Raw genomic sequence first — 16,031 nt, forward strand, 5'->3', positions numbered from 1 at the left:
CCTGGCTGAAGCCACCACGAGGCGTTTGCGGCGAGGCGCATCGTCGTGATCGCCTCTTCCCGGCCGATTCACCCATTGAGCGGGTTTGTGAAGCCCGCTGGGATTCCGGTCAACGCGGTGATTCGGTCGCAAATTGCTGGATGAAGCCAGCTTGAACGCTGCGTTTGCTCGTCCGAACCAGCGACCTTCTGCAATGCACTTGCCAGCGTTCGACCCGCCAATTCGGAGGTTTCGGGAACGCTTGCCAGCTCGGTTGCCTGGTCTAGATTTCGTCGAACCTGGCTGGCCACCTTTGGTGCGATTCTGCAAGCTGTACGATCGGCGTCGTATTCTGAGTAAAAGCTGACGATTCGCAGGATCGTGACTGTTGCGACGATTCCAACCAAAATCCCCAGCATTTCATCCCACAGTCCCAGTCCAGAGGTGCCGCCGAGATCGTCAATCAATTGCTGTGTGGCAAAGCCGAGTAACCAGGCGGGAACCAGTGCCAGCAAGCGAAGCGGTACATGGCGACGGCGGGAATGAGCGGCTTCGTGCAAGATCACCATCGACAACTCGGGACGTGTCAAATCGTTCACCAGGCGGTCGCTTAACATCATGATTCGCCGCTTGCCAAAGACACCAGCAATCATGGCATTGTAGATTCGCCCCCCGGTGTCCCAGAGCATCACGTTGCAGTTCGGCAGCCCCGCTGCGACGACAATCTCCCCTGTCCAACGTGCCAGTTGGGGCTCCAACGGATGCAATGGAAAGACGCGTCGGATCAACGTTGGCATGCCGAACAAGGCCGCTGCCAGCGTTGTGGTCCAAATCAACCACGCCGGAACGCCCAGAGGTGCCGCCACGAAATCAATGAAGTCAACGCAGGCCAGCAGCAATCCGATCGGCAGCAGGATCCAGCCGATCGTGCTGCGCATGGAAACCCACATGCTATGCAAAAACGATCGCAGGCCGGCCTTTGCATAGCCCATCCGGACCGCGAACCAATGATCTTTGGCCCAAACTCCGGCAACCATGCCCAGCATCGGCAACATCAGCAGCACCGCGTTGGCAAGCGTGGATTCGTCTAATCCAGCCAATGGCATTGCCGTCCGTCCAAACCCATAGCCCGCGATGCACAAGAAAATCAATCCAAGCGAAAACCAGCGAAAAGTCACCAACTGTTTGTCGAACCAGCCAAAGCCAAGTTCTGTCGAGATTTCACCTTGGTTGATCGAGTCGGCTACGATTCGCACCGCCAGGAAACAGATCACCCACCAGATCAGCACCGTCAGGCAACTGAGCAGCAATGCGTGGCTGAAGCTCTGGTGGCTGGCCGGAGCGGCTCCATAGCCCAATGAGAGCACGATGGCGAGAAAGTAATACAGTTGCACGGTACTGAGAGATGCGAGGTCAGTGCTGAGAGATGCGAGGTCAGTGCTGAAAGACAGGATACCGGCACTCAGACACGGTGGTTCATCAGACACGGTGGTTCATCGGTCCGTCGTATAGGACACGATACTCTGTCCACGCCCTGCTCCAACTGCCGACGCTCCGATTTCCTGGGCTTCCCGCCGACTGGGGGCCGGAAATGACAGTTGCTGCCGCTGGCGACCGCCGGAATCCCGAATGCCGCCCAATCGGCCAGCTAAATCGGCCAGCCCAATCAGCCCGTCAAGCTTGACACCAAAGTGCTGCAGACGCTTCGCTGTGGCGTGCTGGGGGAATCTTGGGACGCCATAAAAGGTTGTCTCCCAGCTGAATGCATCTTGATTGCGGGCCGACAAACCCTCGACCAGTTGGTAAAATCTGGCGGTGCAATGACGGCGTCACCCCAGGGGGCACATGAAATTCAGCACATCGCAGGCAAAAGTGTCGAGCGCAACAACTACGGACCACCCACACGCGATCTCAAACGGAATGTCTCAAAGCGAAATTCGGGTCAAAGGTGCGCGTGAGCATAATCTTTGTGACGTCAATCTCACCTTGCCTCGCGGGGAATTGATTTGTTTTTCCGGCGTCTCGGGCAGTGGCAAGTCGTCGATGGCCTTTGACACGCTGTTTGCTGAAGGTCAGCGACGCTATGTCGAGTCCTTATCGAACTATGCGCGGCAATTCATGGGCCAGATGCCCAAGCCGGACGTGGACTTGGTCAGTGGTTTAAGCCCCTCGATTTCGATTGCGCAGAAATCGACCAGCAAGAATCCACGCAGCACGGTCGGCACGATCACGGAGATCTATGACTTCCTGCGCGTGCTGTATGCTCGTGTGGCGACGAATAATTGTCCGCACTGCCAGATCCCCATCACCGCTCAGCCAGCCGATGCCATCACCGCTCGGTTGATGACCAGCCCAGCGAAACAAACGCTGTGGGTTTTGGCTCCCTTGGTCCGCGGCCAGAAAGGTGAGTTTCGCGACTTGTTTGAAGATCTGCGCAAGCAGGGTTTCAACCGCGCACGTGTGGATGGTGAAACCATTTTGCTTGCCGAACCTCCGCTGCTAGATCGTTCGCGGCGGCACGACGTGGAAGTGGTCGTTGATCGGATCGTCTCAAGCGATCGTGATTTTGGCCGAGTTCAAGAAGCGGTGGAGATCGCCTTGCGGCTCGGTGAATCCACGATGATGGTGTCTCTGACCCAAGCCAATAGCATGGCGGTGGGGATTCCAGCGGAAGACGATTTGTATTCGTCCCAGTACTCCTGTTCGTCTTGTGGCGAAAGCTTTTTGCCGCCCTCCCCGCAATTGTATTCGTTCAACAGTCCACAAGGCATGTGCCCGTCCTGCGACGGACTGGGACACTTGTACACCTTTGTCCCCGATAAATTGGTCAGCGAGCCCAAGCTGAGTGTTCGCAAGGGCGCGATCGCTGTGATCGGCGGCTGGACAGACTTTAGCCGGCAACGCCGACAGGTCTACAAGTCATTCGCTCAGGCTGTTGAGACATGGATGGATTATGAATCCGGCACCATGCTAGGCACTCGCTGGGATGCGTTGCCAGCGGAGGCCAAACGTCTCTGGCTATGGGGGGCAGACGAAACCTTTGTGGCCAGTTGGCGAGGTGGTCGCAAGCGACGCCGCTACAGTGGCAGCTTTGACGGCATCATTCCTGAACTGCTCGAAAAGTACCGAACCAGTAAGAACAAGATGCAGTTGGCTCAGCTGGAAAAGCTGATGTCAACGATCGACTGTGTCGATTGCAACGGGGCGCGGCTCAATCCGCAGGCTCGGGCGGCAACCCTGACCACCGCGAGCGACCAGTTTCCCGCTGACACGGCGATGTCCCTGCCGGGACTCTGCGAGTTATCCATTGAGCAACTGGCGGATTTCTTTTCAGCCATCAAGCTTGGCAAAGTCGAGCAGATTGTTGCCGCCGAAGCGCTCAAGGAAGTTCGCTCTCGATTGGGGTTCTTGCTGGGCGTTGGATTGGACTATCTGACCTTGGGGCGAACGTCACCGACCCTCTCGGGCGGCGAAGCTCAGCGGATTCGTTTGGCTGGCCAGATCGGCAGCGGCTTGGTGGGCGTCTTGTATATCTTGGACGAGCCGTCGATTGGCTTGCATGCTCGCGATAATGATCGCTTGATTGAGACTCTGGTTCGCCTGCGCGACGCTGGTAACACCTTGATTGTTGTCGAACACGATGAAGACACCATGCGTGCCGCCGACCGCATCGTGGATTTTGGCCCCGGCCCCGGCGTTCGTGGTGGTAAGGTGGTCGCGGTCGGAGACATCGACGAAGTAGGTCGTACCAAAAAAAGCGTGACAGGGCAGTTCCTCTCTGGACAACGCGAGATTGCGATCCCCGCAGAACCGCGGACGATTGATCTGGACAATGCGTTAACCGTTCATGGGGCTCGGCATCACAATCTGAAGAATATCGATGTCACATTCCCCTTGGCCTGCATCGTGTGCGTGACCGGTGTTTCCGGCAGCGGGAAAAGTTCGCTCGTCAGCGGCATCTTGGAGCCGACCTTACGCCGCGAACTGAATCGTGCCGAATGCGAGTTTGGCGAGCATGATTCGGTCTCAGGCCTCGAACACCTTGATAAAACCATCGCCATCGATCAATCGCCAATTGGTCGAACCCCACGCAGCAATCCAGCGACCTACGTCAAAGTCTTTGATGAGATTCGCAATCTGTACGCTAAGTTGCCCGATTCGAAAACTCGCGGTTATGCGGCCGGGCGGTTCAGTTTTAACGTCGCCGGTGGCCGCTGTTCGGCCTGTGATGGCAATGGCGCCAATAAGTTGGACATGGACTTCTTGGCAGATATCTGGGTGACCTGTCCCGTTTGTGCTGGCAAGCGTTACAACCGCGAAACACTCGCGGTCAAGTTTAAGGAGGCTTCCATTGCCGATGTCCTGGAAATGGACATTTCGCAGGCGCTGAAGCTTTTCAAAAATATCCCCAAGATTGCTGACAAGTTGCAAGTACTGGTTGATGTGGGGCTGGAGTATCTCAAACTGGGTCAGCCCTCGCCGACGCTCTCCGGTGGCGAGGCCCAGCGGATCAAGTTGGCGCGCGAGTTAAGTAAACGCGAGACCGGTCGCACGCTGTATGTGTTGGACGAGCCCACCACGGGGTTGCATTTTGCTGACATTGAAATGCTGCTTCAGGTGATTGACGGCCTGGCTGACCGAGGCAACACCGTTGTGATCGTCGAACACAATCTGGACGTCATTAAAACGGCTGACTACGTGATTGATCTTGGACCCGAGGGCGGCCAGGGTGGCGGGAAAGTCGTCGTGGCAGGGCGTCCGGAGGACGTTGCGCGCCATCCGGACAGCTTCACAGGGCTTTCGCTGGCCAAAGCAATGGGCATCAAACGCCCCAAACGCAAAAGCAAAGCGATGGTGACCCGTGCCACCGAGATCGAAGCCGCACCCGAAAAGTCACGCACGCACTTGGTGGTCAAGCATGCGTCAGAGCACAACCTCAAGTCCGTGTCTGCAGAGATTCCTCGCGACGCCATGACGGTCTTCTGCGGTCCCAGTGGCAGTGGCAAGAGTTCCCTGGCGATGGATACCATCTATGCCGAGGGACAACGTCGCTATGTCGAGTCGTTGTCCTCGTACGCACGTCAGTTTGTCGGACAGGTTCAGAAACCCAAGTTTGAACGCATCGATGGGTTGTCTCCGGCGGTGGCGTTGGAACAGAAGAACTTGGGGCACTCCTCTCGCAGTACCGTGGGAACGGTGACGGAGGTGTACGATTACTTGCGGTTGCTGATGGCGAGGCTCGGTGATCGATACTGTCCGAATTGTGACTTGCCGATTGGGACTCAGACACCGGATCAGATCGTTGACAAGGTGATGGCACTGCCGGATCGCACTCGGGCCATGTTGATGGCGCCCCTGGAAGTGGCCGCTGGCGAGGCATCCAAAGAAACCTGGCAGTCGCTGATTGCCCAAGGTTATCAGCGTGTTCGCATCGATGGCGAAACAATGGTTTTGCAAAATGCACCGGCACTGGATCCGCGTTTGCGTCAAACGGTGCAGCTGGTCGTTGACCGAATCACGGTGACCGCCGAAGAACGCTCGCGAATCAGTGACAGCGTTGAGACCGCTCTGTCGGTCGGCATCGGCGTGCTGGAAGTCGCCATCGTGGATTCCGATCGCGAAGAAGCCGAATGGCAACTGGTTCGTCATAGTCAACACATGGCCTGTGGTACTTGCGGTGAGTCGTATGATTTGCTGACTCCCCATCACTTTTCCTTCAATAGCCAGTTGGGTTGGTGTCAGCAGTGCGATGGAACTGGGACGCAGGTTGGGACGAATCCAGATGCCTTGATGCGTTCGACGGAGATGTCGCTGATCGACGGCGCCTCGTTGCTGTGGCCAAGCGTTCGGCATGCGGCATCGGTTGGCATGTTGCGAGCCCTCGCTCGGCAGACGGGCGTTCCCATTGAGGTGCCGTTTAGCCACCTGACCGTCCAACAGCGTCGACAACTGTTTCATGGATTTGGGGATCGCTGGTTCGAGGTCCGTGATTCGGACTTGAATCCCGAATCAGGCCAGCCGACAAAGTTGTTTCGGTTTCAGTTCAAAGGTTTCTACCCTGCACTGGAACAGGCCGCGCGTTTAACGCCTGGGCTGCGCATGCGGCTTAATGAGTTCGTCGACAAAATCTCCTGCAGCTCTTGTAGCGGAGCACGCGTGCGCGGCGAGGCTGCGGCGAGTCGATTCCGAGAATTGACCGTTGCCGATTTGGTGCACATGCCGCTGGGACGCTTGCTGAAAACGGTCAATGATTGGAAGCTTGATCGCCGCGAGAAAAAGATCGCTGGCGAAGTGTTACGCGAGATGCAGGCACGGCTCAGATTTCTCAATGACGTTGGGCTGGAATACCTTACCCTCGATCGAGGTGCCGCAACGCTCTCCGGTGGCGAGGCTCAGCGGATTCGTTTGGCCGCTCAGCTCGGCAGCGGGCTCTGTGGGGTGCTGTATGTCTTGGATGAACCCACGATCGGATTGCATCCGCGTGACAATCGCCGCTTGATTCGCGCCCTGCATCAGTTGCGTGATCTTGGCAACACGCTGTTGGTGGTCGAACATGATCGTGAAGTGATTGAATCCAGTGATTACCTCTGTGATTTTGGCCCTCAATCGGGGCGATTCGGTGGCATGATTGTTGCCAAAGGGGAGCCACAGATTGATGCCAAGAATCCTCTCCAGCCGATCGAACAGTCGGTGACCGCTGGCTATATTCATGGCAGTAAACAGATTGCTGTGCCGAAATCACGACGTCCCGTTTACGCAGCCGGCGGGGCGCCAATGGTCGATTTTCTGCGAATGTTTCAAGCCAGTGAAAATAACCTGCAGAATGTCGACTTGCTGTTGCCCATGGGCGTGCTGAACGTCGTCACAGGACCCAGTGGCAGCGGCAAAAGCACGCTGATCGACAAGACCTTGTTCGGGTTGATTTTCAAGCGATACAATCGACACTCGGGCAAAAAGCCCGGGCGCTTCGAGCACTTCGATGGCTGGCAGTACTTCCGAAAAGTGATTCGAGTCGATCAGTCCTCCTTGGGCAACACACCCAACAGTAATCCGGCAACCTATACCGGTGTTTTCGACCACATTCGTGATCTGTTCGCGACCCAGCCGTCTGCCATCGAAGGTCGACGCACCGCTCGGCACTTTAGTACCAACGTGGTCGGTGGCCGTTGTGAATCCTGTGAGGGCAGCGGGCAGCGTCGCATTGAAATGCACTTCTTACCCGATGTCAGTGTCCCCTGCGAAGAATGCGGTGGGAAACGTTTCAATGAGTCGGTGCTGGGCGTTCGCTACCACGGCAAAAACATTGCCGAAGTCCTGGAAATGTCCTGCAGCGAAGCCTTGGAACTGTTCGCGTCCGAACGGGGAATCGCTCGCATTCTAAAAACGCTTTGCGATGTCGGGCTGGATTATGTGACATTGGGACAGTCCGGGCCAACCCTCAGTGGCGGGGAAGCACAACGCGTTCGCTTGGCCGCTGAATTGGCTCGTCCAAGCAACGGTAGCACGCTGTATCTCTTGGATGAGCCAACGACTGGATTGCATTTTTCGGACATCGAAAAGCTGCTGATGATGATTCAGCGTTTGGTGGATCAGGGAAACACCGTTGTCGTCATCGAGCATAACCTGGATGTCATCAAATGCGCCGACTGGATCATCGACATGGGCCCCGGAGCGGGCGCCCAAGGCGGGGAGATTGTCTTCCAGGGAACGCCCGAACAGATGGTCGCGACCGTGAACGCCAAAGGTGTTGGTTCGACCCAATCGGCAACGGCCCCATTCTTGGCTGAGGCCATGCGGGAAGCGGGGACGGCGACTCGCAAAGCAAACAAGTCGGCTAGCAAAGCAAACGCGGCACCCATTGCTGACACACCAGCGGTCAAGAAAGTGGCCAAACCCACCCCAGTTAAGCCTGCGAAAACTAAGCCTGCAAAAACTAAGCCTGGGAAAGCCACGCAAAAGCAAACCCAGCCCGAGTCGCTGCCTAAGCCAGTTCAGACGCCTGATTCATCGCCGCCAGCTGACGTCCAGTCCTTGCCAGCGGGTGTGCCGCTAGAGGTTGCCGCCATCTGGAAAACCCTGGGATTGCGCTGGCATTCGACCAATAAGGGATTTGCTGAAGATCAGGTGCCCGAGTGGCCGATCGAGCTGCCAGGACGGTTGTTCCAGCAAATCGAAGGCTTGGTGGGTGCTGGTGAAATCAAATCAGCAGATTACAACCGCGTCGACGTGGTCGATTCCGACGGACTGGTGCGGCTGTCCATTCGCACGCGCGAGGCCGATGCCGTGAAGATTGACATTAAGTCTGATCATGCGCCGGCGGACGAATTGATTGACGAACTCGAACGGGTCAAAATCCCGGTGCATCGGCATGATGATGGTGTCACCTTGGGAATTACAAAACTGGGACAGGCTAGAAGGCTGGCGCTCAAACAGTCCCTCAAGGAAGCCTTGCAATAGCTTTCACTCCTCGTCAATTCAGGCTGAGATCCGCTTTGTCATCTGATCCTTTACAGCAAGCCGATTTGCAGCAAACTGAAACACTGCTGCGAGAGTCGTTCGATGGGAATCCGCCCTCGCTCAGGCAATTGCGCGGACGTGTCGGGGACCCGTTGGCAGCTTTGGTTTCTGAGGCCGCAGAGTTGCAATGGCGGGCCAGGCAAAAACTGGCCTCTGCAACGCATTCTGATCCGCAATCACTGTGGTGGACAACGGCTCGATCACTGGCTCAAGCGACGCCGGCAAGAGTCGCTGATTTGAAAGCTCGGTTGCTGAGCTGTGAACGGGTCTGGGACCTTTGCTGTGGCATTGGCGGCGATTCATTGGCTCTCCTGCGAAATGCGTCCACGACGAACGTCGGCCAGGTTCATTCCGTGGATCGAGACCCGGTGCTGATGGCCATGCTCAAAGAAAATGTGCGACTGAATCAGCCCGTTGCCGAGACACGCTGGGAAGCGATTTGTGACGATGTGCTGAGTCAAGATTATCAACCTAACGACGGTGTGCACATCGATCCCGATCGACGAATCGATGGCAAACGTACCACCAGGCCACAGGACTACTCGCCGGCTTGGGCAGAGGTCTGTCAAATCGTTGATCGAGTGGCGGCGGCGTTGATTAAGCTTGCGCCTGCGGCGGAACTGCCCAAATCGGAGACCAACGGATTGGTCGACTGCCCTGCTCTGCCCCTGCATCGAGCGTGGATTTCATTGTCTGGTAGTGTTCGTGAGCAGTTGCTAATTTGTGGGGCAGCACTTGATCAGACCAGCGAAGTGGTCGGTCAGCCTTTAAGCCCTGGACAGCGATCGGCAATCGTTTTGCGAGCCGACGGGGATCCAGCCGTCTTTGCCGCCGCTGATTGGTCGCTCCCAGCGCCTCGGGCCAGCCAAGTGCAACGCTGGATGATCGATCCCGATGCTGCGGTGCGCGCAGCCGGTTTAACGGTGGCCTTTGCCGATGCCTATCAAGCATCCACGCTGGGCGGCCCGGCAGGCTATTTGACAAGTGATCAGCTAACTGAAGCAGACGCTGGCAGACTGAATCAAAACGGATTGGCGATCTGTGAATCGGTGTTGTGGTCGGGAAGCAGCGATGATCGAAGGTTGCGAAAGAAGATGCGGTCGTTGGATGTTTATCCACAGCGCGTCAAAACACGAGGTGTTTCGCAGGACCCCAATCAACTTGAAAAACGCTACCGAGAATGTGGGACGCATCCTGCAACGCTCTGGATCGGGAAGAACGGAAAAGGTCAATATGCTGTGCTAAGTCACTGTCAGTTGTCGCTGTCCCCACGGGATCAAGGCACGCAGCTGGACCCAGAATGCTCGATTGAGTAGCTCGCCGCTGATCAGATGCTTTGCAATAGACGCTTCCACAACGGGTGGCCGTGAAGCCCCAGTTGGCATGTTCCATCCAAGACACTGGTGACGGGCAACGTCAGAAATGGGACTTGCTTGCCGCTGGCAAAGAACTCATGCGGCGTGAGTCAAAATCAGGATGCCAACGGCGTACCAAAGGCCGATGCCCATTGCCGTGATCAGGGCGGTAGGCAGCTCTTGTCGGATCGTATGTGCGGGAGTGAACAGCACGGTTCCCAGTAGGATCACGGTCAGCATCAGAATGTCGTTCATGGTGCGAACCCAGAATGCCATCTCAATGGGCTGTCTCAGGATTTGCAGGATCAGCTCCCCACTATCGGATAACTTGAAGTTTCCGCCCGATGCGATCAGTTGCATCACAACAATGCCGCCATTGTAGAGCAGCAGCACAGACAGCAGGCCTGTGATTCGCCAGGGCAGCCAGTACGTGTACACCCCATGGCTGATCAACCCGGCGGCGAAGGCGATCGCAGAGAACGTGAGCAGTTCTCGTCCCGTGGTCTCACGAAAAATCCATAGCCAAACAGCCACGGCGAGGGTCAGCAGAATCATGCCCGCTAGGCTGAATTGATTCCGGCGTGTCTCTATCATCAGTCAATCATTTGGGATCAGCGGAGTGAACTGCCATGGTGTTGGCGAGGCAGGTTTCGGTTTGGATCGGCAGTTGCAATTCGCTCGATGAATTCGATTGGATTTCAAAGCAGAGCATGCGGTTGATCTCATCAATACAAAAGCGTGTGCCCGCAACAACTGGGTGAGGCCAGGCGTTGTTTCGCTGCGATCTGGCTTAAAGGAGTGTCCCCGTTTAAGGTGTTCGCTGCCCACACAGGCAGGCGACCTGTCAGAGTAGAGGCCGGTGCGTGGAGGCACGAAAAGCGAAGGCTTCAGTTTACCTGTTGGTGGACCTGTGGGCGCGTTGCCATGCGACTTCCCGCCCATCTTGATCTGATTCAAGGCCCTGGAGTTGAATTTGGCAGGCGCTGGCGCATTAAAAAACCCGGCTTTCGGATTCGAAAGCCGGGTGGTTCAATTGATCGTGCGATTCGTGTTATCGCGTGCGAACTTCAATGATGTACTTGAGCAAGTCATTGAATTCTTGGCGATCCTTCAGCAAGCGAGCCAAGTTGGCAGGCATCAGCGAAGTGCGCGATTCTTTGACATGTTCGATGTCATCTTGAGCGATCTTGATCGGCTCTGGCTTGGCCAAGTTACGAAGCACCAGTTCGTCATCGCTCTCGGAAACTCGCATGCCCGTGATGATTTCACCATCGATGGTCAACACGGTGATCTGAGCAAAGCCTTTGTCGATCCGTTTCGATGGACGAAGGACAGAATCAACCAATTCGGCTGGGCTAAGCTTGGTCGCGAGTTTCTCCAGGTCAGGTCCGATACGGACGGCACCGGGAGCTGGCGAGTGACAGGAAGCACAGGCAGCAGCGGACTTCATGAACAGGTTCTTTCCGCGAGCCGCATCACCGGACTTCATGGCCACGCTGGCAAGTTCAGCAGGGTCGATGGACAACAGTTTGTCTTCCAGTTCCTTGTTCGAGAAACTGTCCGGATCGATACCGATGTCCTTCAAAACCAATGCCGCTTCCAATGGGTGCTCTTTCAGCAAATCATCTGGAACCCAGAATGTGGTGCGATCCTTGGTTTCCGCACGAACACGTGCGACGGATTCAGGAGAGATCGTTGAACCACTGTTGCCCCAGGTGTTGCGAACAAAGGTCAGCACTGCAGCGACTTCTTCATCGGTCAGCAGGTTACGGAACGCGGTCATCGGAGGAACGCCACGAGCCGGGTCGTAAGTTTTACCGTGAACGGTGATCTTACCCCACATGCCGTGCAGAGCCATTTTGATCAGACGATCTTCGCTACCATTGACCCAAGGGCTGGAAACCAGTGATGGGTAAACGATGCCATTGCCTTTCCCGTGAGAAAGGTGACAGGTTGCACAGTGTGATTCGCGCTGATAGATCTTGGCACCGAGATCGTAGACCTTTTGGTCGGCAGCACTCAGACGCTTGGGAGCATCGTACTTGACGAATTCGACTTCCGCAGGAGCAGCAAACCCGCTGGCACCGGTCGCATCGACGGTGTACCAGAAGTGCTTGACCGTTTCGGCGGCAACCACAGCATGCTTGACTTTCGAATTGAGAAGCTTGTTCAGCATCTCTTCGTTCTTGATGTTGTGTTGCTGATGAACCCAGAGCGCTTCCAGCAAGTGGTGTGCTTCGGTTTCGTCATCGGGGTTGAATTCGGCGGCCCATTTCTGAGCGGCAGCCACAACGGCTTTCGAATCGTGTTTGCTAAGCTCAACCCGAGTACGGTGTCGAACTCCGTTGATGGGGTGCTTGAGGTTTTCAAGCAACGCCTCGATGGGTTGACCATCGATCTTTACGGGCTTTTGCAACGGTCGACCTTTGACAGTCAAACGCACAATGCGGCCGTGCAAGTGGTCACGGTTGGGGTCGCGAATGTTGTGCTGCATGTGGCCGATGATCGCGTTGGACCAGTCAGAAACATACAGAGCACCATCGGCACCAATCACAGCGTCAGTCGGACGGAAGTTACGGTCGGCGCTGTTTAGCAGTTCCACGCCGGGGGTTCCCCAAACGTGGCCAAGCTTGCGTTTGCCACCGTCACCTTCACGGTCCAGTTTGTATTGCTTGATGCCCAAGAAACCGATTGTGTTACAGATCAGGAAGTCTTGTTGCAGTTCTTCTGGAAAGTGCTCCGACGACATGATGGCGTTGGCCGCCACAGGGCGGAATTCTTTCTTCAGCAACTCGTGCATCTTGAAGCCTTTGCCTTCCGGACGCACTTGGTACGAACGGCCGCCGGTGCCATCGTTGGCGTAGCAGTAGCCCCAGTAATCAAAGCTGGTTCCGTGCGGGTTAGGCGAGTTGCCAGCGTGTGGTGTGATCACGAAGGTTCGTGGATCGAAGCGGTACATCCCCGATGAACCGATATTCAAGTTTTGCTTCCACGGTGTTTCGTGGTTGTGCACCAGGAAGATCCCACTTTGCCAGTAGATGCCTCCGTCGGGGCCCATGACCAAGTTATTGGCCGCGTGGTGAGTGTCGCTGGTGCCCAAGCCTTGCAGGATGGGAAAGCGAACATCGGCAACATCGTCCCCGTCGGTGTCTTTCAAGAAGATCAAATCGGGGCCAGAGGTGACCAGGACGCCACCGCCCCAGAATTCAAATCCCAAGGGGTTGTGAACATTGGCAAAGATCTTGCGTTTATCGGCAACACCGTCTCCGTCGGTGTCTTCCAAGATCATCAAGCTGTCGTTCATCTCCTTGAGCGGTTCCCATTTGGGATAGGTATTCCAGCTGGCAACCCACAAGCGACCTTTGGCGTCGACTTGCATTTGCACTGGGTTGGCCAAGTCGGGGAAGGTCTCTTCGGAAGCGAAGACATTCAGCTCGTAACCTTCGGGAACTTTGATCTTGTCAGCGCTCTCTTGGGGTGACAGGTATTCAACGCTACCTTCTTTGGCCGCACTGGAGCTCCTGCTGCCGCCGCCAACGTTTGAGATGACCTTCACCGGTGGAGGAACATTGCTGTTGTCAACCTTGTAGGATTTGCCTTCAGCCGCTGCCCAAATCGCTTTGTCGCGGTTGGCACTCATAACGTCCAGCATCACCAGTTCGTGTTTCAGAACGTCCGCGTTGCTTTGGCCATCGACGAAGGTCAATGTACTGCGGCCACCCCAAATATCGTTGCCGTCGGTGGCGCGATAACGGTTGTGCCAGGTCCAGTTCTTTGCTTCGACGGTGTCGTAGATCAGGCCCAAATCACCGGCTTTCGCAGCGGGCTTGCCGAGCAAGCTTTTGGAAATCACATCGGCCAAGCCTTTGTAGCCTTCACCGTTCAGGTGGATTCCGTTGTGAGTCAGAGGCTCTTTGCTGGCCGCAAACAATTGGAACGTCGGCGAGTAGAGGTCGACGAACGTTGCGCCAACTTTCTCCGCCGCAATCCGCGTGGCTTGAGTGTAGGCGGCCAGGTTGGCGTTCAGCTGAGTGCCATCGGGAAGGTTCGGATCGCCGTTGAACTCATAAGCAATCGGGCTGAACAGCACAAAGCGAGCATCAACGCCCTTCTCTTTGCGCAGTTTGCCGTAGCGTTCGACCAGTTTGATCAGTTCGTTCTGGTAGCCTTCTGCACCGCCGGGGCCAGCAAAAGACTCGTTATAGCCGTACATCACGAACACCACGCTGGGCGCCACGTGCTGAAGGTACTCTTCGTCGTTGGTGAAGCCTTTGTTTCGTGGCCGTTTATTGACCATGTCGCCTGCGAAGCTCATGTTGCGAAAGCTAACATGCTTGCCTTTCAGGTGGCTTTGAAGTGCGGATTCGACCCAAGGATCGTGTTGCATGCGGTCGGCGAGTCCGTTGCCGAAAATGGCAACCACATCGTTATTCTTGAACTCAAATGGCTCCGCAGCATTGACGCCGTGAATCATCATCACAGCGGCCAGGACGCCGAACACAAGCCGCTGCAGCCAGGGGTGCAGAGCAGTTTGCGGTGTTTTTTTCATGTTGCAAAAAGATTGACAGGAGGGGGGCAAGTGGAGTCGGTGGACCGGCCCAGCTTGCGTGGGTTTTCAGACAATGACTTAGTATAGGTCGAAGGGGGCAATAAGGAACATCATTTTGGTCGCAAGGGACGCTGAGAATCTAATCTTTGGGCAAGATTGCCAGCCTGTGTCGGCTAGCCTCTCTGGAGAATGGTGGATCACACCATCGGCAGGTGTCGGGTGCCCTGCCGCCGAGGGGCGGTTGCTGGGCTGGAACGGTTCCCCCCGCCAATCACATTGCTTCGCTTGATGCGGCCGGTGGGAACTGGCCCTGCAATGACTACAGATTGTCTTGCCCGGTGAAATTGGTCACCAGCGCACGCAGTTTGCGCCGCAGCACGCTGTAGCTGAAGAACGCTTTGCCGATCTCGTAATTGAAATCGACCATTGCCTCGCGATACTCGTGATCTTGAATGATTCGTTCGACTTTCGAGACGACGTCTTTGGTTAAGTAACCTTGCATCGTAATGACTTTCGCCCCTTTGGGCTCGATGTCCGCGACGTAGATCGAGTAGCGATTGACCAGCACGGGTTTGCGGAAGTAGAACGCTTCGAGCAGCGCGTTGCCAAATCCCTCGTACAAACTCGGATAGGTGATGAAGTCCGCTTGGGAATAAGCATCCGCGAGCGTGTAGATCCGTGAGCCATCTTCATTTTCGCCGCGTTTATCGCCGACTTGCTGGTCACAGAGCAACAAGTGCACGCCGCTGGATTCGGCTAAATCACGCAGGGCGCCAAGGTATTCGTTGCCTTCGTCACCGCTGGCATGCGAGATCACCAGTTTGCACTTGTCGTTCTTCAGAGCTGCAACCAGAGCAATGGCATGCTCGATGCCTTTGCGAGGCACGACACGGGTGGGCTGCAGGAACAGGATGTCGTCATCGTCCATGCCAATTGATTTGCGAAAACCACGTGCATAATCATCTGGTTCAGGTGGTTCGGTCTCAAAGTCCAAAACATTGGGGACAAGGATACTGGAAACCCCGCGGCGGTGAGCCAAATCCTCTTGGGCGAACGAGTTGATGGTCACGTTTTGGATCTGTGGCAACGCGGGCGGGAACGCCATCCACAACATGTCTGTCACCGCGGAGACACTGAAGCGATCTCGTTCCCAGTAAAAGTCATGGTGATGCGCGATGGTCGGAAAGCCGGTTTCAGCGATGAAGTGCGTCAAGGCGATCCCGAGCGGCAGGTTCATCGGGATGCACAAGGCATTCTGAACGATCAGCAAATCCAGATCGTAGCGCCGTGTGAACTCGTACAAGGTCCCTTTCAGGTAATCGGCGAGCGCATAGATCCGCCGCGTCACATCGGGGGTTCGCGTTCGCGTCCCGAATGCTCGGCGATTGATCCATTCGATGTCGGGGTGGCCAAAGTAAGCGTGTGGCACCACCATCGACGTGTCATGGTCTCGGTCACTGAGGCCGGAATACCAATGGCTGACATGGCGATGGTCCCACAACACTTGGGCCCATTTGGCGCTCTCCAGCGACACGCCGTCCGTGCCTGCAAAACGAGTGCCGACAAATCCGATTTGAACTCCCATGGCAGGGTCAATGGTGCTTTAAGGAAAGGAAGTCTGGTAATTCTGT

Annotated in this window: 6 protein-coding genes; 2 read left to right on the forward strand and 4 right to left on the reverse strand. The window is 56.0% G+C overall.

Features of this window, described 5'->3' with window-relative positions; genetic code table 11:
* Nucleotides 1-68: 68 nt before the first annotated feature.
* Nucleotides 69-1,466, reverse strand: a complete 1,398-nt coding sequence (locus SV7mr_RS06620) for a M48 family metalloprotease (RefSeq protein ID WP_145270365.1) — start codon at nucleotides 1,464-1,466, stop codon at nucleotides 69-71.
* Between the two features lie 433 nt (nucleotides 1,467-1,899).
* Here SV7mr_RS06620 and uvrA point away from each other — a divergent pair, with 433 nt between their 5' ends.
* Both uvrA and SV7mr_RS06630 read left to right on the forward strand, forming a co-directional pair.
* Nucleotides 1,900-8,436 (forward strand): excinuclease ABC subunit UvrA, encoded by a 6,537-nt coding sequence (gene uvrA / locus SV7mr_RS06625; RefSeq protein WP_145270367.1) that lies wholly within the window; start codon nucleotides 1,900-1,902, stop codon nucleotides 8,434-8,436.
* A 35-nt stretch (nucleotides 8,437-8,471) separates the two neighbouring features.
* Nucleotides 8,472-9,812 (forward strand): hypothetical protein, encoded by a 1,341-nt coding sequence (locus tag SV7mr_RS06630; RefSeq protein WP_145270369.1) that lies wholly within the window; start codon nucleotides 8,472-8,474, stop codon nucleotides 9,810-9,812.
* Nucleotides 9,813-9,947: 135 nt separating this feature from the next.
* On the opposite strand, the gene SV7mr_RS06635 is transcribed toward SV7mr_RS06630, so the two are convergent.
* The 3 genes from SV7mr_RS06635 to SV7mr_RS06645 form a co-directional block, all read right to left on the reverse strand.
* Nucleotides 9,948-10,445: a hypothetical protein gene (locus tag SV7mr_RS06635; RefSeq protein ID WP_145270371.1), complete on the reverse strand. Its 498-nt coding sequence runs from the start codon at nucleotides 10,443-10,445 to the stop codon at nucleotides 9,948-9,950.
* A gap of 457 nt (nucleotides 10,446-10,902) precedes the next feature.
* The gene (locus tag SV7mr_RS06640; protein ID WP_145270373.1) at nucleotides 10,903-14,400 is read right to left on the reverse strand and encodes a PVC-type heme-binding CxxCH protein; all 3,498 of its coding nucleotides are present in this window, start codon (nucleotides 14,398-14,400) and stop codon (nucleotides 10,903-10,905) included.
* Nucleotides 14,401-14,719: 319 nt separating this feature from the next.
* Nucleotides 14,720-15,985, reverse strand: a complete 1,266-nt coding sequence (locus SV7mr_RS06645; RefSeq protein ID WP_145270374.1) for a glycosyltransferase family 4 protein — start codon at nucleotides 15,983-15,985, stop codon at nucleotides 14,720-14,722.
* Nucleotides 15,986-16,031: the final 46 nt, after the last annotated feature.

The organism is Stieleria bergensis (assembly GCA_007745635.1).
In the GTDB taxonomy this organism is placed as follows: domain Bacteria; phylum Planctomycetota; class Planctomycetia; order Pirellulales; family Pirellulaceae; genus Stieleria; species Stieleria bergensis.

Bases quoted from the DNA above. Each gene is read 5' to 3' on its own strand.
- uvrA (WP_145270367.1), top strand. From the start codon at position 1,900: ATGTCTCAAAGCGAAATTCGGGTCAAAGGTGCGCGTGAGCATAATCTT.
- SV7mr_RS06645 (WP_145270374.1), bottom strand. From the start codon at position 15,985: ATGGGAGTTCAAATCGGATTTGTCGGCACTCGTTTTGCAGGCACGGAC.
- SV7mr_RS06640 (WP_145270373.1), bottom strand. From the start codon at position 14,400: ATGAAAAAAACACCGCAAACTGCTCTGCACCCCTGGCTGCAGCGGCTT.
- SV7mr_RS06635 (WP_145270371.1), bottom strand. From the start codon at position 10,445: ATGATAGAGACACGCCGGAATCAATTCAGCCTAGCGGGCATGATTCTG.